The 23,447-nt window shown below is 70.3% G+C and carries 16 protein-coding genes; 8 read left to right on the plus strand and 8 right to left on the minus strand.

Going from position 1 to position 23,447, the window contains the following annotated elements:
• Positions 1–4 precede the first annotated feature (4 nt).
• Entirely contained in the window at positions 5–748 is a 744-nt protein-coding gene (locus IG08_RS0127610; protein ID WP_030607924.1) for a class I SAM-dependent methyltransferase, read from the plus strand.
• Here the strand turns inward: IG08_RS0127610 and IG08_RS0127615 are convergent.
• Positions 717–1,193: a hypothetical protein gene (locus IG08_RS0127615; protein ID WP_030607927.1), complete on the minus strand. Its 477-nt coding sequence runs from the start codon at positions 1,191–1,193 to the stop codon at positions 717–719. The genes IG08_RS0127610 and IG08_RS0127615 overlap by 32 nt on opposite strands.
• Positions 1,190–1,687, minus strand: a complete 498-nt coding sequence (locus IG08_RS0127620; protein ID WP_030607931.1) for a hypothetical protein — start codon at positions 1,685–1,687, stop codon at positions 1,190–1,192. The genes IG08_RS0127615 and IG08_RS0127620 overlap by 4 nt, the downstream gene beginning before the upstream one ends.
• Before the next feature lie 40 nt (positions 1,688–1,727).
• Here IG08_RS0127620 and IG08_RS0127625 point away from each other — a divergent pair, with 40 nt between their 5' ends.
• Entirely contained in the window at positions 1,728–2,678 is a 951-nt protein-coding gene (locus IG08_RS0127625; protein WP_043455318.1) for a helix-turn-helix transcriptional regulator, read from the plus strand.
• Positions 2,679–2,717: 39 nt separating this feature from the next.
• On the plus strand, positions 2,718–4,595 hold the full coding sequence (locus tag IG08_RS0127630; RefSeq protein WP_030607936.1) for a rhamnogalacturonan lyase: 1,878 nt from the start codon (positions 2,718–2,720) through the stop codon (positions 4,593–4,595).
• Positions 4,596–4,656: 61 nt separating this feature from the next.
• Here IG08_RS0127630 and IG08_RS61565 read toward each other — a convergent pair whose 3' ends face one another.
• From IG08_RS61565 to IG08_RS0127645, 3 genes are all read right to left on the minus strand, one after another.
• A complete protein-coding gene (locus IG08_RS61565) occupies positions 4,657–5,265 on the minus strand; it encodes a hypothetical protein (protein WP_234342988.1) in 609 nt (202 codons plus the stop codon).
• 165 nt (positions 5,266–5,430) lie between these two features.
• Entirely contained in the window at positions 5,431–8,088 is a 2,658-nt protein-coding gene (locus IG08_RS0127640; protein ID WP_030607942.1) for a cellulose binding domain-containing protein, read from the minus strand.
• A gap of 263 nt (positions 8,089–8,351) precedes the next feature.
• Positions 8,352–11,267 (minus strand): glycoside hydrolase family 48 protein, encoded by a 2,916-nt coding sequence (locus tag IG08_RS0127645; protein ID WP_030607945.1) that lies wholly within the window; start codon positions 11,265–11,267, stop codon positions 8,352–8,354.
• A 326-nt stretch (positions 11,268–11,593) separates the two neighbouring features.
• On the opposite strand from IG08_RS0127645, the gene IG08_RS0127650 reads away from it, so the two are divergent.
• A complete protein-coding gene (locus IG08_RS0127650; RefSeq protein WP_043455321.1) occupies positions 11,594–13,015 on the plus strand; it encodes a cellulase family glycosylhydrolase in 1,422 nt (473 codons plus the stop codon).
• 44 nt (positions 13,016–13,059) lie between these two features.
• Positions 13,060–14,781 carry a glycoside hydrolase family 6 protein gene (locus IG08_RS0127655; RefSeq protein ID WP_030607950.1) on the plus strand — a complete coding sequence of 574 codons (1,722 nt, stop codon included), beginning with the start codon at positions 13,060–13,062 and terminating at the stop codon, positions 14,779–14,781.
• 80 nt (positions 14,782–14,861) lie between these two features.
• Here IG08_RS0127655 and IG08_RS0127660 read toward each other — a convergent pair whose 3' ends face one another.
• A complete protein-coding gene (locus tag IG08_RS0127660) occupies positions 14,862–15,632 on the minus strand; it encodes a phytanoyl-CoA dioxygenase family protein (RefSeq protein WP_052424910.1) in 771 nt (256 codons plus the stop codon).
• Between the two features lie 122 nt (positions 15,633–15,754).
• Between IG08_RS0127660 and IG08_RS0127665 the strand changes: the two genes are divergently transcribed.
• Positions 15,755–16,642 carry a class I SAM-dependent methyltransferase gene (locus tag IG08_RS0127665; RefSeq protein ID WP_030607955.1) on the plus strand — a complete coding sequence of 296 codons (888 nt, stop codon included), beginning with the start codon at positions 15,755–15,757 and terminating at the stop codon, positions 16,640–16,642.
• A gap of 105 nt (positions 16,643–16,747) precedes the next feature.
• On the opposite strand, the gene IG08_RS0127670 is transcribed toward IG08_RS0127665, so the two are convergent.
• Positions 16,748–18,127: a glycosyltransferase family 39 protein gene (locus IG08_RS0127670; RefSeq protein ID WP_030607958.1), complete on the minus strand. Its 1,380-nt coding sequence runs from the start codon at positions 18,125–18,127 to the stop codon at positions 16,748–16,750.
• Between the two features lie 267 nt (positions 18,128–18,394).
• Between IG08_RS0127670 and IG08_RS0127675 the strand changes: the two genes are divergently transcribed.
• Positions 18,395–21,739, plus strand: a complete 3,345-nt coding sequence (locus tag IG08_RS0127675) for an nSTAND1 domain-containing NTPase (protein WP_030607961.1) — start codon at positions 18,395–18,397, stop codon at positions 21,737–21,739.
• A gap of 75 nt (positions 21,740–21,814) precedes the next feature.
• Positions 21,815–22,516 carry an SDR family oxidoreductase gene (locus tag IG08_RS0127680; protein ID WP_030607964.1) on the plus strand — a complete coding sequence of 234 codons (702 nt, stop codon included), beginning with the start codon at positions 21,815–21,817 and terminating at the stop codon, positions 22,514–22,516.
• A 49-nt stretch (positions 22,517–22,565) separates the two neighbouring features.
• On the opposite strand, the gene IG08_RS0127685 is transcribed toward IG08_RS0127680, so the two are convergent.
• On the minus strand, positions 22,566–23,402 hold the full coding sequence (locus IG08_RS0127685; protein ID WP_030607967.1) for an aldo/keto reductase: 837 nt from the start codon (positions 23,400–23,402) through the stop codon (positions 22,566–22,568).
• Between the last annotated feature and the right edge of the window lie 45 nt (positions 23,403–23,447).

Raw genomic sequence — 23,447 nt, forward strand, 5'->3', positions numbered from 1 at the left:
GCAGGTGCTCGACTACGACAAGGAGGCCGACGCCTACGACACCTCCCGCGGCGGCGAGCCGAGAGCCGCCGCTGCCGCGGACGCCGTGCTCGGCCTGGTCCCCGCCGCCGCCCGCCGGCTCCTCGATGTCGCCTGCGGCACGGGGATCGTCACCCGGCGGCTCGCGACGGCCCGGCCCGGCCTCGGGGTGACGGGCGCGGACCTCACGCACGCGATGGCCCGGATGGCCGCCGTACGCCTGCCGGGTGCGATCGTCCTGGCCGACAGCCGCCAACTGCCGTTCCCGGACGGGGCGTTCGACGCCGTCAGCAGTGTGTGGCTGCTGCATCTGCTGGACGCGCCCGGCGACGTACGGGCCGTCGTCGCCGAGTGTGCGCGCGTGCTGCGGCCCGGCGGGGTGTATGTCACGACCGTCGACAAGGCCGCCTCCCACAACGTCGGCAGCGACATCGACGGGGTGCTCGCCTCCCGCCCGCCCCGGCCGGCCGCCGATGCCGCGGCCGGCGTCGGGGCGTACGCCGCCGAAGCGGGCCTGCGCCCCCTCGGCCGGGCCCGCTTCCAGGGCCGCGGTCAGGGCCGCAGCCCCCGCCGCGCCATCGCCGACCTGCGGCGCGGCTGGTTCATGACGCTGCCGCCGGGTTCCTCGCTGAGTGAGGGGTTCGCCACCCGGCTGGCGGCCCTGCCGGACCAGGACCGTCCGCGGGCCGATCCCGTGTTCACGCTCCGGTCGTTCCGGAAGGCCGGCTGAAGTCCATGTACCAGTTGGTCACCCAGGTGTCCCCGCCGTCCACCGAGAAGGCCTGCTCCCAACGGGCGGCGCTGTCGGAGATCCCCGACCACACGAACCGCACCCGCACGTCCTTCCCGTCGTGCGTGTCGTCGCCGTAGAACTCGCCGCGACCGCCCTCGAAGCGGCCGATCACCGGCGGGAAGAGCCTTCCGGTGGTGTTGGACGACCAGTTCAGCGACCACTCCCGCGTGTCCACGTCGAACAGCCGCAGCGTCAGTCCCTTCGCGCCCAGGTACGGCATGTCGATCTCGTCGATGTTGGCGGCCCCGTCGAACAGCGGCCGGCACCAGTGCGTCGCCGGGAACTCCACCCAGTCGCTGTCGGGGGCGAGGAAGTCGGCGCGGCGACGGTTCAGCACTTCCCACTCGCCGTGGAAGAAGTCGAAGTCGTGCGGGCTGCTCATGAGCGGTCTCCGGTGGTTCCGTCGGGCAGGGAATCGGCCAAGTAGGCGGCCAGGTCCGGGACTTCGGGCACCAGCATGTGGCGTACCCAGGCGTCCCGCTCGTGCAGGACCGGCGGCAGTTCGAAGACGCAGCCGATCCACGGCAGGCCGGGCTTGACGAAGTGGGTGGGGTCGTTGTCCGGGCAGCCGAGCACCGCCTGGCCCGCCGCCGCGTTCCCGTAGTGCAGGACGTTGTCCCACACCCAGCTGTACGCGTTGACGTAGGCACCGTCGTCATCGCCCCGGTGCAGCACGACGAAGGTCGCGGGCGGTGTGCCGTCCGGCTCCGGCAGCAGCTCCGGGAGGATCTCGTACGCCGCCTTCTCGACCTCGGGCGCGATGCCGGCCGGGTCCGCGGTGACGTGGTACCGCTTGATCCGCCGCCCGGCCACCTCGATCGGCGGCAGCACGGTCAGCAGTTTCTCCTTGAAGCGTTGTTTCTCCGTGAAGGCCATGGACAGGACGTTAGGACCACTTCACTGACACCATGTGGCAGTGAAGTCCAGCCGACTCGTCTCGATCCTCCTGCTGCTCCAGACCCGGGGCCGGATGACCGCCGCCCAGCTCGCCGAGGAGCTGGAGGTGTCCGTGCGGACCGTCTACCGGGACGTGGACGCGCTGAGTGCGGCGGGCGTCCCGCTGTACGGCGATGCCGGCCACGCCGGCGGCTACCGCCTCCTCGACGGCTACCGCACCCGGCTGACCGGCCTCACCACCGACGAGGCCGAGGCCCTCTTCCTCTCCGGCGTCCCCGGCCCCGCCGCCGAGCTGGGTCTGGGGTCCGTCCTGGCGGCCGCCCAGCTCAAGGTCCGTGCCGCGCTGCCGGCGGAGCTACGCCCCCACGCCGACCGGATCAGCGGCCGCTTCCACCTCGACACGACCGGCTGGTACGCGGACGCCGACGAGGCGCCGTACCTCCCGGCGGTCGCGGACGCGGTGTGGAACAGCCGAGTGCTGCACGTCCTGTACCGGCGCTGGGCCGAACCCACCGACGTGGAGCGCCGTCTGGAGCCGTACGGGCTCGTGCTGAAGGCGGGCCGCTGGTACGTCGTCGCGGGCCCGGGTCCGCGCACCTTCCGTGTCGACCAGATTCTCGAACTCGCCGGGTCCGACGAGGAGTTCACCCGGCCGGACGACTTCGACCTGGCCGCCTACTGGGATGTGTATCAGCGCGACTTCCACGACCGGCTGTACCGGAGCGAGGCGGTGGTGCGGCTGGCGCCGGGCGTGACGCTCGCCAGGGCGGTCAACGGGCGTGCCCAGCCGGATGGTTGGACCCTGGCAACCGTCCCCGTCGAGTCCGTCGACCAGGCACTCGGGGAGTTCCTGCGGCTGGGTTTGGACGTCGAGGTCCTGGAACCGCCGGAACTGCGCGAGAAGGTGGCCCGAACGATCGCCGAACTGGCCGAAAGATACGGCAACGTCGGGGCGCACAGCGGCGACTGAGTGGACGGAACCCGTCCGTCCTCTCAGGAGGTACGTCTCGTGCAGCACCCGCACCCGCACAAGCACCGCAGACGAAGGGCCGTCCTCTCCGCGCTGGGCGCCGCCGCGGCACTGGTCGCCGCCGGGCTCACCCAGCTCGCCACCGGTACGGCCGAGGCCGCCACCGCCCGCCAGGTCGAGGCCCTCGACCGGGGTGTCGTCAGCGTCCACACCGACGCCGGCAACCTGGTCAGCTGGCGCTGGCTCGGCACCGACCCGAACGACGTCTCCTTCAACGTCTACCGGGCCGGTGCGTTGGTCAACTCGACCCCGATCACCGGCTCCACGAACTACTTCCACTCCGGCGCCCCCTCCCAGGCCGACTACACGATCCGCGCGATCGTCGGCGGCGTGGAGCAGGCCGACTCGGTGCACGCGATCCAGTTCCGCACCGGCTACAAGGACGTCCCGATCAGCCCGCCCTCGGGCGGCACGACCCCCGACGGCGTCGCCTACACCTACGAGGCCAACGACGCCTCCGTCGCCGACCTCGACGGCGACGGCGCGCTGGACTTCGTGCTGAAGTGGCAGCCGACGAACGCCAAGGACAACTCCCAGTCCGGCTACACCGGCAACACCATCCTCGACGGCGTCAAGCTCGACGGCACCCGGCTGTGGCGCATCGACCTGGGCCGCAACATCCGCTCCGGCGCGCACTACACGCAGTTCCAGGCGTACGACTACGACGGCGACGGCAAGGCCGAGATCGCCATGAAGACGGCGGACGGCACGGTCGACGGAACCGGCGCGGTGATCGGCAGTTCGTCGGCCGACTACCGCAATTCGAGCGGCTACATCCTCTCCGGCCCCGAGTACCTGACCATGTTCAACGGCCAGACCGGCAAGGCGATGCAGACCGTCGACTACGTCCCGGCCCGCGGCACCGTCTCGTCCTGGGGCGACTCGTACGGCAACCGTGTCGACCGCTTCCTCGCGGGCACGGCGTACCTGGACGGCGCCCGGCCCTCGGTCATCATGGCGCGCGGCTACTACACCCGTACGGTGATCGCCGCCTGGGACTGGCGGGGCGGCGCCTTCCCCCGCCGCTGGACCTTCGACACCAACTCCTCGACCAACACCGGCAAGGGGTACGACGGTCAGGGCTCGCACAGCCTCTCCGTCGGGGACGTCGACAACGACGGCAAGGACGAGATCGTCTACGGTGCGATGGCCGTCGACGACAACGGCAACGGGCTGTGGACCACGAAGACCGGGCACGGCGACGCCCAGCACCTCGGCGATCTCGACCCGGCGCACTCCGGTCTGGAGTACTTCAAGGTCTCGGAGTCGACCTCGCAGCCGGCCGAGCTGTACATCAACCCGGCGAACGGCACGGTCAATTGGAGCCTGGCCGCGTGCTGCGACAACGGGCGCGGCGTCGCGGGTGACATCTGGGCCGGCAACGACGGCGCCGAGGTCTGGTCGGCCTCCGACTCGTCCATCCGCGACGAGGCCGGCGCGACGAAGGGCCGCGAGCCGTCCTCGGTCAACTTCCTGTCCTGGTGGGACGGGGACACGACCCGCGAACTCCTCGACGGCACCCACATCGACAAGTACGGCACGTCCTCCGACACCCGCCTGCTGACCGGCTCCTCGGTCCACTCCAACAACAGCACCAAGGCGACGCCGTCCCTGTCCGGCGACATCTTCGGTGACTGGCGCGAGGAGGTCGTCTGGCCGACGTCGGGCAACACGGCGCTCAGGATCTACTCGACGCCGACGGAAACGAGCACGAAGATCACGACCCTGCTGCACGACACGATGTACCGCACGGGCCTGGCCTGGCAGAACACCGCCTACAACCAGCCCCCGCACCCGAGCTTCTTCATCGGCAACGGGATGGCGACGGCACCTCGGCCGACGGTCTACACACCGTGAACGACGGTGGGTGCGCGCCTCCTCGGAGACGCGCACCCACCCGCTCGGCTGATGTCGAGGTCTAGCTGAAGCCGCCGCTGAAGTCGCTGTTGAGCTGCGCGGAGCAGATGTTGTAACCGCCCTGGGCCCGGCCGGTCTTCGTCTTTCCGTCGATGGTGACGGAGCACTGGATGTCGCCGCCGCCCATGAGCTGGGCCGTCACCTGGTAGTAGAGGGAGTCCTCGTCGACGGTCAGGGTCTTCTTCAGGGGCAGCCCTTTGCCCTCCAGGTTGGTCCCGTCGCTGCCGTAGGTGATGTCGAGACCCGAGGGGGCCGAGCCCCACACCTTGAACACCGCCTTGCCGCTGGGAGCGGCGTCGGCCGTGTCCGCCGTGTCTGCCTTGGCCTTGGCCGTCCTGGTGACGGTCACGGTGGGCGCCGGCTCGGCCTCGTCGTCCGCCTGGACCTCGGCCCGGGCCGTCACGGTCACGGTGGGGGCGGGCTCGGCTGAGGTCTTCTCACCGTCGCCGCCGTTTCCGGCCGAGCCGATGCCCACGCCGAGGAGAAGGATGACCACGGCGACGGGAATGAGGACTCGTTTGCGAGCCCAGCCCGGTCGCGGTGCGGGCAGGACGGGCGGCGGCCCGAACCCGGGCGGAGGCGGCGGTGGCGGCGGCTGGGTGTACGACATGGTCCCCCCTGAGGTGTTTCGTGGGAGGTGAGCGTAACGGGAGTTGTGAAGAGAACGTGAGGGATGTGTCGGTAAGGTGATCCAGTTGTGACCGTGCCGTCCGAAAGGCGCAGAGGTACAGGGAAGGGCGCGTGCCGGGTGCGGCACGCGCCCTCGACAGCCTGGTCAGACGACCGTGCAGCTCTGATCGCCCAGCTTGAACGCGGTCGGTTTCGTGTTCGTGCCCGACCAGTTCCCCGTGAAGCCGAAGCTCACGGACGAGCCCGCCGCCACGTTGGCGTTCCAGCCCACGTTCTTCGCCGTCACCGCCGAACCCGACTGGGTGTACTCGGCGTTCCAGAGCTGGCCGATCGTCTGGCCCTCCGCGAAGGTCCAGCCAAGTGACCAGCCACTCCAGGCACTTGAGCCCGTGTTGGCCAGCTGGACGTCCGCCTGGAAGCCGCCCGACCACTGGTTGGTGACCTCGTACGTCACCGTGCAGGCGCCGGTCGGCGTCGGGGTCGGATCCGTGCCGCCGTCGTCTCCGCCGCTGGTGTCGGAGCTGTTGCCGTAGACGACACCGCGGCCGTTGGTCGACACGTACACCCGGCCGTAGACCCGCGGGTCACCGGTGATCGCCGCACCCGTCCAACCCCACTGGTGGGCATCGTCGTTGATACGGGTCCAGGTCGCGCCCTTGTCGGTCGAGCGGAAGATGCCGCGTACGCCGCCGATCTTCGCGCTGGTGTAGAGCGTCTGGTACGACGCCCCCGTGGCCGCCTTGCCGAAGCCGATGGTGTCCGCCTGCTCGACGCCCGAGATCTTCGTGAAGGTCGCGCCGGCGTCCGTCGAGTGCCACAGGCCGTACGCGCCGTCCGTCGCCCCGCCCGCCAGCCAGACGTCGCCCTTCGTGCCGGGCAGCGCCTTGAAGCGGACGCTGTCGCCGGCGGGGAGACCGGTCGCCGAGGACGCGGTGAAGGTCGCGCCGCCGTCCGTACTGACGTAGAACTTCCCGGACTTGAAGCCGTAGAAGGTCTGCGAATCAACCCGGTCGGACTCGACGATCGCGCCGGACGGGATCCCGCTCGACGCCGACCACGACGAGCCGAAGCCCGTCGCGTACTGCACGCCCGTGCCCGCCGGACTCCAGACGAACCGGCTGCCGTCGGCCGCCGCAGCGACCGTTCCGCCGCCGCTGACACCCGAAGGGTCGCTTCCCGCGAACCAGTTGGCCCCGTTGTCCGTCGAGAACGCGATGTGCGGGCCCGAGTCGAGGTTGCCGACGCGGACGACCGTGTTCGGGTTCGTCTCGGCGAAGTCCAGGCTGGTGGTCGAGGTGAAGTTCGGCGAGGTGTACATCATCGACGGGACCTTGGTCAGGTCCGTGTGCCGGAAGCCGCCGATGTCACCGAGGGCGCTCAGCAGAGGGGCGCCCGAGGGCGGCGACGCGAGGTCGTTGACCGCCGTCTCCTCCAGGCCCTGCACCATCGGCTTGATGGTGAACTGGCTGCCGGAGTCCCAGTTGGTGAGGTTCTCGGTGCCGTAGACCGTCGCGCCCGTGCCGTACATCATGTGGTTCGAGTTGAAGGGGTCGATCTCCAGCGACTCGGTCATCCAGCCGAGCTTCGGGGTCTGTTCGGGCGGTGACGGGTTGGCGCCCCAGGTCAGCCACGGGGAGGACGAGACGTCCATCGTGTAGCGGTTCGAGCGGTTGGGGTACGACGTGTAGTCCCACGCCTTCGTCCAGGTGCCGCCGCTGTCCGTGGAGCGGAAGATCTGGGTGTCCGGCCACCAGGAGCTGTAGGCGGTGGCCATGACCGTGCCGGGGTGCTGACGGTCGACGGTCAGTCCGCTGAAGCCGTAGTAGGTGTCGGCCTCGGCGACCGGGCTGATGTTCGTCCAGGTGCCGGTCGCGGTCGCGTACCGCCACAGCTGGCCCTTGCCGCCGTCGTAGGGGCCGCCCTTGTCGCTGTAGGCGAGGTACAGATAGCCGTTCTCGGCATCCAGGACGCCCTTGTGGGCGAGATATCCCGTCGGCTGCCCGGCGACCCGCGACCAGGTCGCGCCCGCGTCCGTCGACCGGTACACCGAGTTCTGGAGGTCCGCGACCCCGACGTAGATGGTCTGCGTCGCGCTCCCGGACGTGCCCGTGGACTCGTCGAAGGTGACCCAGGTGATGCCCTGGTTGTCGCTGGCGTAGCCGCTCGTGTCGCTCGGATCCTGCTGGTAGTTGCCGACGTTGGGGAAGTTCGTCACCTGCGACCAGGTGACACCGGAGTCCGTCGAGCGCCACAGACCCTTGCCGCTGGGGGCTCCGAGATACAGCACGCTGTTCTTGTTCGGGTCGACGGTCAGGCGCTCGCCCATGCCCCGACCCGGCATGTTGCCGCCCAGCTTGAAGGGCAGGTCGGCCTTCTGCCAGCTCGCGCCCCGGTCCGCGGAGCGCATGACGGCGCCGTTCTTCGGATCCCAGCTGTTGGTGTACGTCCCGACGGCCGCGTACACCCTGTCCGGGTCCACCGAGTCGGAGGCCAGGCTGACCACGCCCGTGTGTCCCCAGTCGTCCCAGCCGACCGAGTCCAGCAGCGGGGTCCAGGTCTTGGTCGACTCCTGCCAGCGGTAGGCGCCGCCGATGTCGGTACGGGCGTACGCCAGGTTCTTCTCGGAGCGGTTGAAGACGATGCCGGGGACGAAGCCGCCGCCGTCGATCCGGGCGTTGTTCCAGGTGTAGGTGTCGGCGGCGATGACCGCCTTCGCGGCGGGCGCGGCCAACGCGGGCGGCGTGCCCGCGAGCAGGCCGGCCGCGAGCGCCAGCACCGCCGTGAGGATGCGGGTTCTTCGCACGGGGGTTCCTTTCCGATGCGGGGTGGGGGTAAGCGCTTTCCTTGCATCGCGAGAGTTGCCGGGCGACCCCCAGTGCGGGAGGGGGTCGCCCGGCAGATCGGCCCCGCCGTCAGGTGACGAGACCACGTACACGGAGCTTTCAAGCGGTTCCGAGGAAAGGGCGGTGAGTGGTGCGCCCCCTGAGGGGCGCGGGGAACTGCGCGACCAGCCACAACGGACCCGCAGTCAATACACAGCCCAACCCGCGGAGCGCTTGGCGGGGACTATTCGAGAAGCTCCGCATACGAACCCATGGCCAAGGCGATGTCCGCCTGAGCCCAGAACCGGTGATACGTGAAGGAGGGCGCGGCCCCGCCCGCCAGATACGCCTCGATCTTCGACCACGCCGGATCGTCCTCGTAGAACGACCGGATGGAGTCGAAGGTCGACGACGAGTTGATCGCGTCGCCGTTCGGCATGGTGCCGGTCCAGCCGCTCGGGACGTACACGCCGTCATCGAAGCGGTTGTAGTCGGCGCGGGTCTCCGGGACGGCGATGCCCAGGTCGTCCTGGTAGTTGTCCCACATGCCGTCGAGGAGCGCCTTGGCCGTGGTCGCGGCCTCGGTGTCACCGGACCGGTCCGCGTAGTACGTCAGGGTCTTGGCGTACGCGGCGGCCACACCGACGTCGTTGGTGTAGTCGGCGACGGTGACGTGAAGTCCGCTGTTGGCACCGGGACTTGACGCGTTCCAGGTGTCGGGCTGCCCCGACCACTGAAGTGTCGACGGGATCAGGTACGTGCCGTCCGGGTTGATCGTGGTCTTGGACAGCGCCCAGTCGACCCACTTGTCGAGGACCGTCTTGGCCTGCGCGTTCCCCGTCTGCTGGTAGTACTCGGCGACCCGCTCCATCGACCACGCCTGGAAGCCGAACCACTGGTTGGACGGCGGGTCGTGGTAGACGGGCTGCTGGTCGTAGTACATGCCGTAGAAGGTGGAGGTGCCGGACGGCGGGGATGCGTAACGACCGGCCCAGCTGTTGGTCGCACCGCCCGCGATGGCACCCTCGTTGGACTGCAGCCAGCGGTAGAACTCCAGCTGCCGGGTCAGCGAGGTGCCCCAATCGGCCGCGCCCGTCGACGACTTGGGCTTCAGGTCGGCGTACGAACTCAGCGCGTAGGCGGCCAGGGGGTTCTGGTAGCCGCCGTGCGTGTGGCTGGAGCCGATGCGCCAGGCCCAGCCCGCCGCGGTGTCGGTCGCGCCGCCCCAGGCGTAGTACCAGGACATCAGGTAGTGCGAGGCGTCCTTGCCGGTCCCGGCCGCGCAGGTGGTCGGGCCGACGCAGTTGCCGACCTTCTTGAAGTACTTGTCGTACATCGAGTAGCGCAGGTAGTCGCCCATCTTCGCGGCCTTGCCGACGGTCGCGGAGACGTCACCGCCCTTGCCCTGCTCCTTGGCCCAGACGTCCGCCCAGTACGCGGCCTGCACCGCACGTGCGTCGGCGTCCGGGGCGTTGGTGAACTTCCACTGCTTGGAGTAGGAGGCGTCACCGGTGAAGAGGTCCAGGTACCCGTTCGTACCGCCGTACTTGAACTGGTCGCAGGTCGGCTGCGGCACCGTCTCCCACACCGACTCCTGCGCGCCGCGCTGGAAGGTGTTGATGTACGACGGTCCGGTGTCGGCCGGGCCCGCCTCACAGTTGCCCGGCGAGTTGCCGTAGCCGTAGACGTTGTCGACGTCCTGCAGCCAGTGCATGCCGTAGACGTCGTCCGTGCTGTACGCCGACTTCAGTTCGGCGGCGATCGGGTCCGGGCCGACCGGGACCGACGAGTTGAGCGCCGCCGGGTACTCGTTGGGGGTGTCCAGCTCGGGCGCGTACGTCGCCGGCTTCGAGGCGTTGTAGAAGGAGTTGGTCGGCTGGTCGGCGTGGGTCGGGATCATGTACTTCTCCATGATGTCCCAGGCCCCGTTGAACTTCGACCAGTCACCGCTGACCTTGCCGTACATGGCCTGCAGCCAGAGAAGGTAGCTGTACGCCTCCGACGTGGTCTCGTGGCCGTGGTCCGGCGCCTCGACGATCAGCGTCTCGACCGAGTGGTAGGGGATGCCCTCGGGCGAGAAGTAGCCGCTGGCCGGGTTGGTGATCTTGCCGTACAGCTCCAGGAACCGGGCGTCGTACTCGCCCGCCGCCGCGATCTGGGTGACCGTCACCGAGGACTTGGCATGGCCGGTCGCCGTCGACTCGAAGGTCGCCGCGCCCGTGCCGGAGGAGTCTGCCGTGACGGTGACGTTCTGGGCGGTGTTCCAGTTCGACGGGGTGAAGGTCAGGGAAGCCCCGCCGGTCACGGACAGGCCCGAGTTGCCGCTCGCGCGGGCGGTAGTCACGGTCACGTTCGCGGACGGCTGCGTCGACAGCCTCACCCCGAACGTGCCCGTCTCGCCCTGCTGGACGGCCAGTTGGGTGGTCGAGGCGACGACCGTGGGACCCGAGGCGACCGTGATGCCCACCGGGGTGGACTCCGCCGACGCGCCCAGGCTGTCGTACGCCTTCGCCAGGAGAGAATGACTGCCCACGGTCAAACTTGAGGCCGAAAGAGAGTAGGGCGAGGTCGTGTCCGTACCCAGCAGCGTGGTGTTGTCGTAGAACTCCACCTTGCTGATCGTCGCGCTGTCCGCGGCCGCGGCGGTCGCCGCGAGCGGGACGGCGTCGCCCTGGGTGTAGACGGCGCCGGCCGCCGGGCTGGTCAGCACGGTGATCGGCGGCTGGTGCGCACCGGTGCAACTGGTGCCGTTGATCGCGAAGTTCGTGGGGGCGGCGTTCGTGCCGCTGTAGGTGAACTGCGCGCCGGTGGTGACGGCGGCGCCGGCGGCGATCGTCGCGTTGTACGAGGCGCTCGTCACCGTGACCGCCTGGCCGGACTGGGACCAGGTGCCGTTCCAGCCGTTCGACAACTTCTGGCTGCCGGCGTAGCTGTAGGTCAGCGTCCAGCCGTCGATGGCGTCCGTGCCGCGGTTGGTGATCGTCAGGTCCGCGGTGAAGCCGGCGCCCCAGTCGTTTGTCTTGTAGTCAACGCTGCACTGAACTGCGGCTGCCTGGGCGGGAGTTGAACCCGAACTCAACATCGCGAACGGCAGTGCCAGGGCCGCCACGACGGCGGTCCATAAGCGCCGGACAGTCCGGCGTCTCCTTCTGGGGGGCATGTGCTGGTTCCTCCTTGCGGCTCGGAGAAGTCAAGGCTTGAACCAGTGGGAGCGCTCCCATGGTGGAGGTGAGGGGGATAGGGGTCAAGGTGCTTGAAGAGTCGAAAAGATTCGATGGGTGGGGCTCGGGAAAAGTCAAGTGACTCCTCTGTTCTTTGCCGTCACTTGGCGCTAGCTTCATGGGCACCAGTGGGAGCGATTCCATCAGTCGACGCGTCCGTAACGACGCGCTGATCTGCAAGGAGTCGCTCATGCGACACCCCCCGCGTCACCCCCCGCGTTCAGTACTTTTAGCCGTCGCCGGTGCGGTCGCCCTTCTCGGGTCCGTGACGGTGCCGGTGGTCACGGCCTCCGGGGCCGCCCCCGCGTGCACGGTGGAGTACTCCGTCACCAGCCAGTGGGACACCGGCTTCCAGGGCGCCGTGACGATCACCAACAACACGGCGGCGCTGAGCAGTTGGGCGCTCACCTTCGACCTCGCAGCCGGCCAGAAGCTCAACCAGGGCTGGAACGCCAAGTGGTCCCAGTCCGGTACGGCCGTCACCGCGGCCAACGAGAGCTACAACGGCTCGCTGGCCTCCGGTGCGAGCGTTGGTGCCGGGTTCCTCGCCTCCTGGTCGGGGAGCAACGCCGTACCGACGTCGTTCAAGCTGAACGGCGTCGCGTGCAACGTGGATGCCGAGCCGTCGCCCACGCCGACACCGACCGACCCGGCGCCGGACCCGGATGACGGCACGGTGCCCGCCCTGCACGTTTCCGGCAACAAGCTCGTGGACGCCGACGGCACCACCCGTCGCCTGCTCGGCGTGAACCGGTCCGGCGGCGAGTTCATGTGCGTCCAGGGCCGAGGTATCTGGGACGGCCCGGTCGACGACGCCTCCGTGAAGGCCATCGCCGACTGGAACGCCAACACCGTGCGCATACCGCTCAACGAGGAGTGCTGGCTGGGCCTTTCCAACATCGACCCTGCGTACGCAGGCGCCAACTACATCAACGCCGTCAAGGACCTCGTGACTAAGGTCAAGGCCAACGGCATGACGCCGCTGCTCGAACTGCACTGGTCCTACGGGCAGTACACCGGCAACTCGGCCGGCTGCTCCGACGTGCACGCCAGCTGTCAGAAGCCGATGCCGAACATGCAGTACACGCCGTCCTTCTGGGCCTCGGTGGCGAACACCTTCAAGGACGACGCGACGGTCGTGTTCGACCTGTTCAACGAGCCCTACCCGGACCGCGCCACCGCCACGACCACCCAGGCGTGGGAGTGCTGGCGAGACGGCGGCACCTGCTCCGGCATCGGATACGAAGTCGCCGGTATGCAGGATCTGGTCGACAGCATCCGGGGTACCGGCGCCACGAACCCGATCCTGGTCGGCGGGCTCGCCTACTCGAACGACCTGAGCCAGTGGCTGACGTACAAGCCGAGCGACCCGGCGGGCAATCTCGCCGCCGCCTGGCACGTGTACAACTTCAACACCTGCTCCACCGAGAGCTGCTGGAACTCCACGCTCGCCCCGGTGGCCGCCCAAGTCCCCCTCGTGGCAGGGGAGATCGGCGAGAACACCTGCTCGCACGGTTTCGTCGACCAGGTCATGAAGTGGTTCGACGACCGCGGCCTGTCCTACCTGGGCTGGACCTGGAACACCTGGGACTGCTCCTCCGGACCGTCCCTGATCACCGGCTACGACGGCACACCCACCGCGTACGGCATCGGCCTGCGCGACCACCTGCGCTCACTCGACGGATAACTCCCGACGGACAACTCCCTCGACCGAGAAGGAAACCCGCACTCATGAGTCGTACGAGAACCGCACTGCTCGCCGCCCTGGCGCTGGTCGCCGGGGCCTCCGGGACGGCCCTTGCCGTCGTCCCAGGGGATGTCGGCATCGCCGCCGTCCCCTGCACCGTGGACTACAAGGTGCAGAACCAGTGGGACACCGGCTTCACCGCCGCCGTCACCATCACCAACAACACCACGGCCAAGTCGAGTTGGTCGCTGAAGTGGTCGTACGCCGGAAACCAGCAGATCACCAGCGGCTGGAACGCCAAGATCACCCAGAGCGGGACCGCCGTCACCGCGGCGAACGAGTCCTACAACGGCACGCTCGCCACCGGCGGTTCCCTCAGCTTCGGCTTCAACGGCAGCTACAGCGGCACCAATGCCGTCCCGGCCGCCTTCACCCTCGACGGTGTGACCTGCAACGTCGACGACGGAGCCACTCCCACGCCGACGGATCCGACGGACCCCGGGGACCCGAGCGCCGAGCGCGTCGACAACCCCTACAACGGCGCCCAGGTGTACGTGAACCCGGAGTGGTCCGCGAAGGCCGCCGCGGAGACGGGCGGCAGCCGTATCTCCAACCAGCCCACCGGGGTCTGGCTCGACCGGATCGCCGCCATCAACGGCGTGAACGGCGGCATGGGCCTGCGCGACCACCTCGACGCGGCCCTGGAGCAGAAGGGCTCCGGCGAAGAGGTCATCCAGCTGGTGATCTACAACCTGCCCGGCCGCGACTGTGCCGCCCTCGCTTCCAACGGCGAGCTCGGCCCGACGGAGATCGACCGGTACAAGACCGAGTACATCGACCCGATCGCCGCGATCCTCGCCGACCCGGCTTACGCCTCGCTGCGGATCGTCACCACCATCGAGATCGACTCGCTGCCCAACCTCGTCACCAACACCGGCAGCCGGCCCACGGCCACCCCCGCATGCGACGTGATGAAGGCCAACGGCAACTACCAGAAGGGCGTCGGCTACGCCCTGAACAAGCTCGGTGACGTGCCCAACGTCTACAACTACATCGACGCCGGTCACCACGGCTGGATCGGTTGGGACGACAACTTCGCCCCCAGCGCCACCGTGATGAAGGAGGCGGCGACCTCCGAGGGCGCCACCGTCAACGACGTCCACGGCTTCATCACCAACACGGCCAACTACAGCGCCCTGAAGGAGAACAACTTCACCATCAACGACACCGTGGCCGGCAAGTCGGTCCGCGAGTCGAAGTGGGTCGACTGGAACCGGTACGTCGACGAGCTGTCCTTCGCCCAGGCCTTCCGCAACCAGCTGGTCACCACCGGCTTCAACTCCGGCATCGGCATGCTGATCGACACCTCCCGCAACGGCTGGGGCGGCACCGCACGGCCCACCGGACCCGGTGCGGTGACGGACGTCGACACGTATGTCAACGGAGGCCGCTACGACCGCCGTATCCACATCGGCAACTGGTGCAACCAGTCCGGGGCCGGTCTCGGCGAGCGTCCGCAGGCCAACCCGGCCGCCGGCATCGACGCCTACGTCTGGATGAAGCCTCCGGGCGAGTCCGACGGCTCCAGCACGGAGATCGCCAACGATGAGGGCAAGGGGTTCGACCGGATGTGCGACCCGACGTATACGGGTAACCCGCGCAACGGCAACAACCTGTCCGGTGCGTTGCCGAACTCGCCGCTGTCGGGGCACTGGTTCTCGGCGCAGTTCCAGCAGCTGATGCAGAACGCCTATCCGGCGCTGTAGTGAATTCGGCTGCGGGCCGGTGGGGGCTGGTCGCGCAGTTCCCCGCGCCCCTTTAGGGCGTTGCAGTCCGCCGGGGTTGGTCAGCTCTGTTGGACCAAGCCCCGGCGGATCGCGTACTCCACCGGTGAGTAGGTGCCGTCGGGGCGGTCCAGCTCGTGGGGAACGGCCGACATGAGGGGTGGCTGGGCCATGAAGCGGGGGTGGGTGCCGTGGTGGGGCTGGGCTGCGTGGACCAGGAAGGGGTGGCACAGGTAGACGTCTCCTGGGCTGCCCGTGGCGTGGGCGAGCGGGCGATGGGCGGAAGCCTCCGCGACCTTCGGGCCCAGCTCCAGGAAGGGCGCGCCGTGTTCGCCGTACGGCTCCAGGACCGGCGGTACGTCGAGATGCGAGCCGACCCGGATGCGGGTCGGGGCGTCGGCCTCGGTGACCTCGGTGAACAGGAACAGCATCAGCAGCGCTCGGTCCTTGGAGCGCAGGTTCGTGTGATAGGTGGAGCCTCCTTCGGGGAGGTAGCTGGCTTCGATGTGCCAGCCCGCGTCGTCCGGCTCCTCCTCGTGCGGGAAACGCAGCGGGAAGCTGCCCAGCGAGTAGCGCGACTGCCAGCGGTCCTCGCCGACCAGCAGGTCGAACGCCTCATGCAGCGCACAGGAGTTGACGGCCGCCGCGAACGGGCCCTGCGCCATGTCGGACACCCAGAACACCGGGTCCTTCCAGGTGGCAGGGTCCTCGGGGTCGTACCCCGTCTCCCGCCACAGCAGCCGGGCGCAGTGCTCGGCGACGCGCGGCGGGAAGGCACCCTCCAGCTTCACGAACCCGTCGCTGAGGAACCGCTCCACAAGCTCGTCGTCCATGGGGCCATCGTCGGCGACCTCGCAGCCGCGGTGCACCTCATTTTTGCCGTCGTGGCAACAGTGGTGGCCCCCTCGCGGTGAGTCGGCGCACGCTGGCCGCACACCGACGAGAGGCTGACCCCATGGCGCACACCCACGACCACAACCACGGCCACCACCACGACCACACCGACATCGACTGGGCCGAGATGGCCTCGCTGCTGGAAACCCAGGCGGAGCTGTTCACACCCCTGTACGAGCGGGCCCTGGCCTGGCTCGGGCACAAGCAGACCGAGCCGGGGCTGATCGTCGATGCGGGCAGCGGGCCCGGTGTCGTCTCCTGTCTGCTCGCGGAGGCCTTCCCGGGCGCCAGGGTCGTAGCCGTCGACGGCACGGAGCCGCTGCTGGAACGAGCCGGCGCCCGGGCCGCCCGGCTCGGCGTCGCCGACCGCTTCGGCACCCTCGTCGGTGAACTGCCCGGCGCCCTGGCCGACTTGGACTACCCCGCCGACCTGCTGTGGGCCAGCCGCAGCCTGCACCACCTCGGCGACCAGCGCGCCGCCCTCGCCGCCTTCGCGGCACGACTGGCGCCCGGCGGCACGCTGGCTCTCATGGAGGGTGGTCTGCCGGCCCGGTTCCTGCCCCGGGACATCGGCATCGGCCGGCCCGGCCTGCAGTCACGCCTCGACGCGCTGGAGGAGGAGTGGTTCGCCGAGATGCGCGCGGAGCTGCCCGGCCACGTCGCCGAGACCGAGGACTGGCCCGCACTGATGGCCACCGCGGGTCTTCGGCACACCGGCACCCGTAGCTTCATGCTTGACCTCCCCGCGCCGACCACGGACCGGGCCCGCGTCTACGTAGCCGCCGTGCTCTCCCGTCTTCGTGACGGCTTCGGCGACCACCTCGATGCGACCGACCGTGCGACCCTCGACCGGCTCCTGGATCCCGAGGACGCGGCGAGCGTGCATCGGCGGGCGGACGTGTTCGTGCTGGCGGTGCACACGGTGCATACCGCTGTGCGGACCGGGTGAGTGGCGCCAGCGGATGTGCCGGGTCAGGTTGTCGGGCGGCTGCGGGTTTCTTGTGGCTGGTCGCGCAGTTCCCCGCGCCCCTCAGGGGGTGCCGGCCAGCCCCGATCAGGAGGTCCCGCACGTTCCCGGGTGGACGTACTCGGTGATCCGCGCACCCTGCAAGTACCGGGTCCCGCACTCCTCGAAGTGGTCGGCGAGCACCTGGCGCTTGGCCTCCTCCTGCGGTGTGCGGTCCAGTGGTTGGCCTGCGGGGTCGCCCACGGCGAGGATGCGCGTCGCCGCCAGCATGCGGGCGCGGATGACCGGTGCGGCCACCTCCGTGCCGTACAGCGTGGCCGAGTCGGCCGGACCCCGGTTCAGCGCGAGGTCGCGCAACCCGCGCACGGAGTCCGGTTCGGGCAGCGACCACACGCGGCGCCGTGACGGCAGGTAGACGATCCCGTCGGCACTCGATGTGGACACGGCTCGGGCGATCGCGGCGACATCGTCGGTACGGCTCTGCGGCGTGCGCAGGTGCAGGGTCACCGGCAGCAGCGCGAGCACGGTCGCCCCGGCCGCGAGGAGCGTGATGGCCCGGATCCGCCCGGCCGCGCGGACCAGCCGGTCGAGGGCGGCGCCGACCAGCAGGGCGGTGCCCGCATGGCCGTAGAGGACGTAGCGGTCGACGTACAGCGCCTTGAGCGGGGTGAGGAGGATGAGCAGGAGCCCGGGCAGGATCAGGAGGGGCAGAGCCAGCGGGATGAGTCCCGCGCTGCGGCCGCCCCTCAGCGGCGCCGCGCAGACCACCCCCAGCAGGGTCACCCCGGCGAAGCCCACCAGTGCACCGGCCCCGATGCCGCCGATCCACGCCACCTGGTCCGACTGGCGGCTGCTCAGCACGGCGAGCGGGGCGAGGCCGGCGCAGACCGCGAGTGCCACTCGTATGCCGCTACGGCGGACCGAGCGCGGCAGGGCCACGAGGTGCGCGGCGAGGGCCAGGACGGCGAACTCGTGGAGCAGGCACGCCATCAGCATGACCGTGCCGTAGCCGGCCCAGGCCCGCCCGGTGCGCTGCTCCACCGCCCGGAGCAGCAGGTAGGACGCCCAGACGACCAGGGCGCAGACGACTGCGTACGACCGTCCCTCCTGCGCATAGCGCTGCACCGGCGGCAGCAGTGCGAAGACGACCCCGGCGAGCAGTCCCGCGCGCGGCCCGGCGAGGCGGCGTCCCAGCAGGGCCAGCGTCCCGGTCGCCACCACGGTCGCCAGCACCGAGGGCAGTCGGAGCACGAGCAGCGGGTCAGCCCAGCCGCACACGCGGAACAGGCCGTGCAGGAGCAGGTAGTACAACCCGTGCACGGCGTCGGCGTGCCCCAGCGTCGCCCACAGGTCCGGCAGCGAGCGCCGCGCCATGTCGTACGTCACCGCCTCGTCCCGCCACATGCTGCCGCCGCGCCGGACGCCCCACAGACCGAGGGCGAGGGACAGTGCTGCGGGGGCGAGCACGTGCCGGAGGGCCCGGGAAGCGGGTGCGGACGCGGCGGGTGGCAACCGGACGGGCCGTAGGAGGGGTCCAGGTGAGTGTGTGGTGGCGATGGCTGACTCCGGTGCGTGGCGGGAGGCGCGGGGCCCTGTGGGCCGGCCGCGTGACGGCGTGCACCGACGAGTTCAGACGTCAACGGATTGTTGGGCAGCCCTGGTTCGGCGTACCAATCAATTCGCGGGAGCCTGTTGCCGGCGTGTGGGACGGCCGTGACCGAGGGGGAGAAGGGCATGGGGCGCAGGGAGAAACCGCTGGATCCGGGGGCGGGAGCCGTGCAGCGGTTCGCGTACGGACTGCGCAAGCTGCGCGACGAGGCGGGCACCCCGACCTACCGTGCGATGGCGTTCGCCGCCGGCTACTCGGCGCCCACGCTCTCCGCCGCGGCGGGCGGCGAACGGCTCCCTAGCCTGCCGGTGCTCCTGGCCTACGTCAGTGCGTGCGGTGGCGACACGGGGGAGTGGGAGCAACGGTGGCGGGAGGCGGTCGGCGAGGCCCGGGTGTTCGAGGACTCCGACGACGATCCCGGTCCCTATCCGGGGCTCGCCCGGTTCGAGACCGGCGACGGGGAGCACTTCCACGGCCGGGACGAACTGATCGACGAACTGGTCCGCCTCACCGCCCGCACGAGGTTCGCGGCGGTCGTCGGCGCGTCGGGCAGCGGCAAGTCGTCGTTGCTGCGGGCGGGGTTGATCCCCGCGCTGCGAGGAACGGCGGGGCCCTCCCACCTCGCCGCCATCCGCCTCCTCACCCCCGGCCCGCACCCCCTCCGCACCCACGAGGCCCTGTTCACCCCGCACGACGCCCCGGGCGACACCCTCCTCGTCGTCGACCAGTTCGAGGAGGTCTTCACGCTCTGCGCCGACCCCGCCGAACGCGCCCGGTTCCTCGGGCAGTTGCTGGAGGCGGCGGACCCGGCGTCCCGGCTGCGCGTGGTGATCGCCGTACGCGCCGACTTCTACGGCCGCTGCGCCGAGCACGGCCGACTCGCCGAAGCGCTGCGGGACTCCACGCTGCTCATCGGACCGATGCCGCCCGCCGCGCTGCGGGAGGCGGTGGTGCGGCCGGCCGCCGCCCAACGACTCGTGGTCGAACGCGCCTTGACCGCCCGCATCGTCACGGACGTGGCCGGCGAGCCGGGCGGTCTGCCGCTGATGGCCCACGCCCTGCGCGAGGTCTGGCGGCGGCGCACCGGCAAGACGCTCACGCTCGCCGCGTACGAGGCCGTCGGCGGCGTCCGGGGCGCCGTCGCACACACCGCGGAAGCCGTCCACTCCCGGTGCACGTCCGCCGAAGCCACCGCCCTGCGGGCCCTGTTGCTGCGTCTGGTGAGCCCCGGCGAGGGCACCGAGGACACCCGGCGCCCCGTGGACCGGGCGGAACTCGACGCCGACGAGACGACGGCCGCCCTTCTGGAGCGCCTTGTCGACAGCCGCCTGCTGACCGTCGACGGCGACACCGTCGACCTCGCCCACGAGGCACTGATCGGCGCCTGGCCACGACTGCGCTCCTGGCTCGACGAAGATCGCGAGCGACTGCGCCTGCATCGTCGCCTGACCGAAGGGGCTGTCACCTGGGCCGAGTTGGGGCGGGACACGGGAGCGCTCTACCGGGGCACCCGGCTGACGGAGGCGCGCGAGGCCTTCGGCGAAGAGGGCACCGAGTTGAACCGGCTCGAACGCGATTTCCTGGCCGCCAGTGTCGAGGCGTACGAACGCGGCCGCCGCGCCGCGGCCCGCGCCGCCCGTCGGCTGCGCGCGCTCACCGGCGGGCTCGCCGTCCTGCTGTGCCTGGCCGTGGTCGCGGGCGCGGCAGCCTGGCGGCAGAGCGGGGTCAGCGCACGGCAGCGCGACGAGGCCGAGGCCCGCAGCGCCGCCGCCCTGGCCGACTCGCTCCACACCGCCGAGCCGCGCACCGCGATGCGCCTGGCCCTCGCCGCCTGGCGCACCGCCGACCTGCCCGAGACGCGCGAAGCGCTGCGCACGGCCGCGGCACAGAGCGAACAGGACCTGTTCACCCAGCCCGAGGAGGGCGGCCGCGCCCTGAACGCGCCGTCCTGGCTCAGCGGGGACGGCAGGATCCTGACGACCGTCGTCCATGACAAGGCCGTGCAGTGGGATGTGCCCGGACACCGCCGCGTCCGCACGGTGGAGCGCCGCGGCCTGTCCGAGCACGTGGTCGACGTCAGCGACGACGGCCGGCTGGTCGCCCAGCGCGACGCGGACGGCGAGGGCGTGGTGGTGCGTTCGCTGGTGGACGGCAGTACGCATCGGTTCCCGGTCGGTTCGTGGACCGACGCCGATGTCCAGTTCGGGCCGAGCGGGCACACGCTCCTCGTACGGCGTCCGGTGCCGGACTCCGGCGGGCGCGCCACGCTCACGGTGTGGGACCTGCGCCGGCAGCGGATGCTGTTCCGGTACGAGCGGGGCAGCGACGACGGCGCGATACCCGTGCTGAGCCGCGACGAGCGCCACCTCGCCTGGTGCGAGGACGACGGCACCCGCCTGCGGGTCGTCGACGGTGTCGAGGGCCGCCTCGTCACCGGAGACGTGCCCGCCGCGACCGAACGATCCCTCTGCGCGTCGGGGGACCTCACCTTCACCTCCGATCAGCGGGCCGTGGCGGCCGGGACCTCCGAGGGGATCGTCACCTGGGACTTCCGGGCAGGCCGCGAACGCACCCGGCTGCCGCTCGCGGGCGGCGCGCACCACGTCGAGTTCTCCGGTGCCTACGCCATGGCCTGGGGCGGGGACTCCTTCAGCCTGTGGCGCACGGACCTTCCCGACCCCGGGGACAGTGGCACGTTCGAACCGCTCCTCACCTATCCCGTGGCGGAATCCACCATCAGCAGCATTCGACTGGACCCCGGCGAGAACGTGCTGCGCTATCTCGAGGGCGGACGGACCAGCGTCGTTCACACCCTCTCGCTGCACGGGCTGATGGACGGCGCCTGGCGGGAGAAGGCAGCGTCCGGGCAGACACGGCGCCCCACCGTCCACGGCACCGAGCTGGTGGCGGTCGATGCCGCCGGCCGCACCGCGCTGACCATGGAGGGAACTCTCGTCGACCGGTCAACGGGCAAGCCACGCAAGGGAGCCGAGGGAGTCGCCGGCGAGGACCTCCTCACCGGGGCGGTCTTCAGCCCGGACGGCGGATTCCTCGCCGCCGCCGACTACCAGGGCCGCCTCACCCTCTGGGACGCGCGCACCTGGCGCCGGATCACCGTCCTGAGAACCGCCGGCTCCACGGTGCACAGGGAGGCCCTGGCGTTCTCCGCCGACGGCTCGCTGCTCGCGGCCAGTGCGGCCGACGGAACCGTCCAGGTGTGGGAGACGGCCTCACCCACCCTGCGGGCGGCCACGCTCCGGGCCGGAGACGTTCCGGCGCTCGCCCTCCGATTCACGGCGGACGGCGGCCAGTTGCACATCGCCACCCCTCATCTCGCCGAGCGCACCCTCCCGTTGGACCCGCACCGAGCGGCCACCGAGATCTGCGCCCGGGCGGAGGGCGGCCTCACCGAGCCGGAGTGGCACCGCTACTTCCCGTCCGCCGAGTACCGCCGCACCTGCGGCGCTTGACTTCGAGAACGCTCCAACTGATCTACTCCCGACTGTCGAAGCCTGGGAACGCAGGCGAGAACACTGGGGGTACCCATGACCGACACACCGGTCGCACTCATCACCGGCGGCGGCAGCGGCATCGGCGCCGCCGTCGCCCGGCAACTGCTCGGCGCCGGGCACCGGGTGGCCGTCACCGGCCGCGGCGAACCCCGTCTGCGTGCCTTCGCCGAGGAACTCGGAAACCCCGCCGGTCTGTTGACCCTCGTGGGCAACGCGGCCGAGTACGACGAGGTACGGTCGGCGGTCGACCGTACGCTCAAGGAGTTCGGCCGGCTGGACACGGTCGTGGCCAACGCCGGTTTCGCCACCCACGACTCGGTCGCCGGGGGCGACCCCGCCGGCTGGACCGAGATGGTGCTGACCAACGTCCTCGGCCCCGCTCTCCTGATCCGCGCCTCCATCGACGCGCTCAAGGAGAGCCGTGGGCGGATCGTGCTGATCGGCAGCGTCGCCGGGTTCGTGAACACCCCGGGCAACATCTACGGGGCGACGAAGTGGGCGGTGACCGGACTGGCCGAGAACGTGCGCCGCGAGGTCACCGAGTTCGGTATCGGGGTCACCCTGGTCGCGCCCGGCCGGGTGGAGACGCCGTTCTGGGACAGCCGCGGCAGCTTGCCGCCCGGCGACCTCCTCACCGCCGACCAGATCGCCGACACGATCGTGTGGGCCGTACGGCAGCCGGAGGGCGTCGACGTGAACACGGTCGTCGTACGGCCGATCGGGCAGCCCAACTGACGCGAACGGCCCCGCTCCCCACAGGGGAGCGGGGCCGTTCGCCGTGCTGTCAGGCCACGTTGAACGTCGACGGGTCCGGACCCAGCCGCCGGTCCTCGTTCAGCGCGCTGATCGCCGCGAGGTCCTCGGCGTCCAGGCTGAAGTCGAAGACCTCGATGTTCTCCTTGATCCGGGACGGCGTCACGGACTTGGGGATCACGACGTTGCCGAGCTGGAGGTGCCAGCGCAGCACGATCTGGGCCGGGGTGCGGCCGTGCTTCTGCGCGATGGCCACGATCGCCGGAACCTCCAGGAGGCCCTTGCCCGAGCCCAGCGGCGACCAGGCCTCGGTCGCGATGCCCTGCTCGGCGTGGTACTCGCGGCCCGCGTGCTGCTGCAGATGCGGGTGGAGCTCGATCTGGTCGACCGCCGGAATGATGGAGGTCTCGGCGATGAGCCGCTCCAGGTGGTCGACCTCGAAGTTGGAGACGCCGATGGCACGGATCCGGCCGTCGGCGTGCAGCTTCTCGAACGCCTTGTAGGAGTCGATGTACAGGTCACGGGCCGGGGTCGGCCAGTGGATCAGGTACAGGTCGACGTACTCCACACCGAGCTTCTCCAGGGAGGTGTCGAACGCGCGCAGCGTCGAGTCGTACCCCTGGTCGCTGTTCCAGAGCTTGGTGGTGAGGAAGATGTCCTCGCGGGGGACGCCGGAGGCGGCGATGGCCTTGCCGGTGCCTTCTTCGTTGCCGTAGATCGCCGCTGTGTCGATGCTGCGGTACCCGGCCTCCAACGCGGTGGCGACCGCCCGCTCCGCCTCGTCGTCCGGCACCTGCCAGACACCGAAGCCCAGCTGGGGCATCTCGACGCCGTTGTTGAGGATGATCGGGGGGACCTTGCTGCTCACGAGCTCTTGATCCTTACGGTTGCCGACAGGTGGTACGCCCATCGT

Source organism: Streptomyces fulvoviolaceus (genome assembly GCF_000718165.1).
In the GTDB taxonomy this organism is placed as follows: Bacteria; Actinomycetota; Actinomycetes; order Streptomycetales; family Streptomycetaceae; genus Streptomyces; species Streptomyces fulvoviolaceus.

Excerpts from the sequence above, each read along its gene's own strand:
- IG08_RS0127615 (WP_030607927.1), bottom strand. The coding sequence starts at position 1,193 with ATGAGCAGCCCGCACGACTTCGACTTCTTCCACGGCGAGTGGGAAGTG.
- IG08_RS0127620 (WP_030607931.1), bottom strand. The coding sequence starts at position 1,687 with ATGGCCTTCACGGAGAAACAACGCTTCAAGGAGAAACTGCTGACCGTG.
- IG08_RS61565 (WP_234342988.1), bottom strand. The coding sequence starts at position 5,265 with ATGTCGTACACCCAGCCGCCGCCACCGCCGCCTCCGCCCGGGTTCGGG.
- IG08_RS0127645 (WP_030607945.1), bottom strand. The coding sequence starts at position 11,267 with ATGCCCCCCAGAAGGAGACGCCGGACTGTCCGGCGCTTATGGACCGCC.
- IG08_RS0127655 (WP_030607950.1), top strand. The coding sequence starts at position 13,060 with ATGAGTCGTACGAGAACCGCACTGCTCGCCGCCCTGGCGCTGGTCGCC.
- IG08_RS0127660 (WP_052424910.1), bottom strand. The coding sequence starts at position 15,632 with ATGGACGACGAGCTTGTGGAGCGGTTCCTCAGCGACGGGTTCGTGAAG.
- IG08_RS0127665 (WP_030607955.1), top strand. The coding sequence starts at position 15,755 with ATGGCGCACACCCACGACCACAACCACGGCCACCACCACGACCACACC.
- IG08_RS0127675 (WP_030607961.1), top strand. The coding sequence starts at position 18,395 with ATGGGGCGCAGGGAGAAACCGCTGGATCCGGGGGCGGGAGCCGTGCAG.
- IG08_RS0127680 (WP_030607964.1), top strand. The coding sequence starts at position 21,815 with ATGACCGACACACCGGTCGCACTCATCACCGGCGGCGGCAGCGGCATC.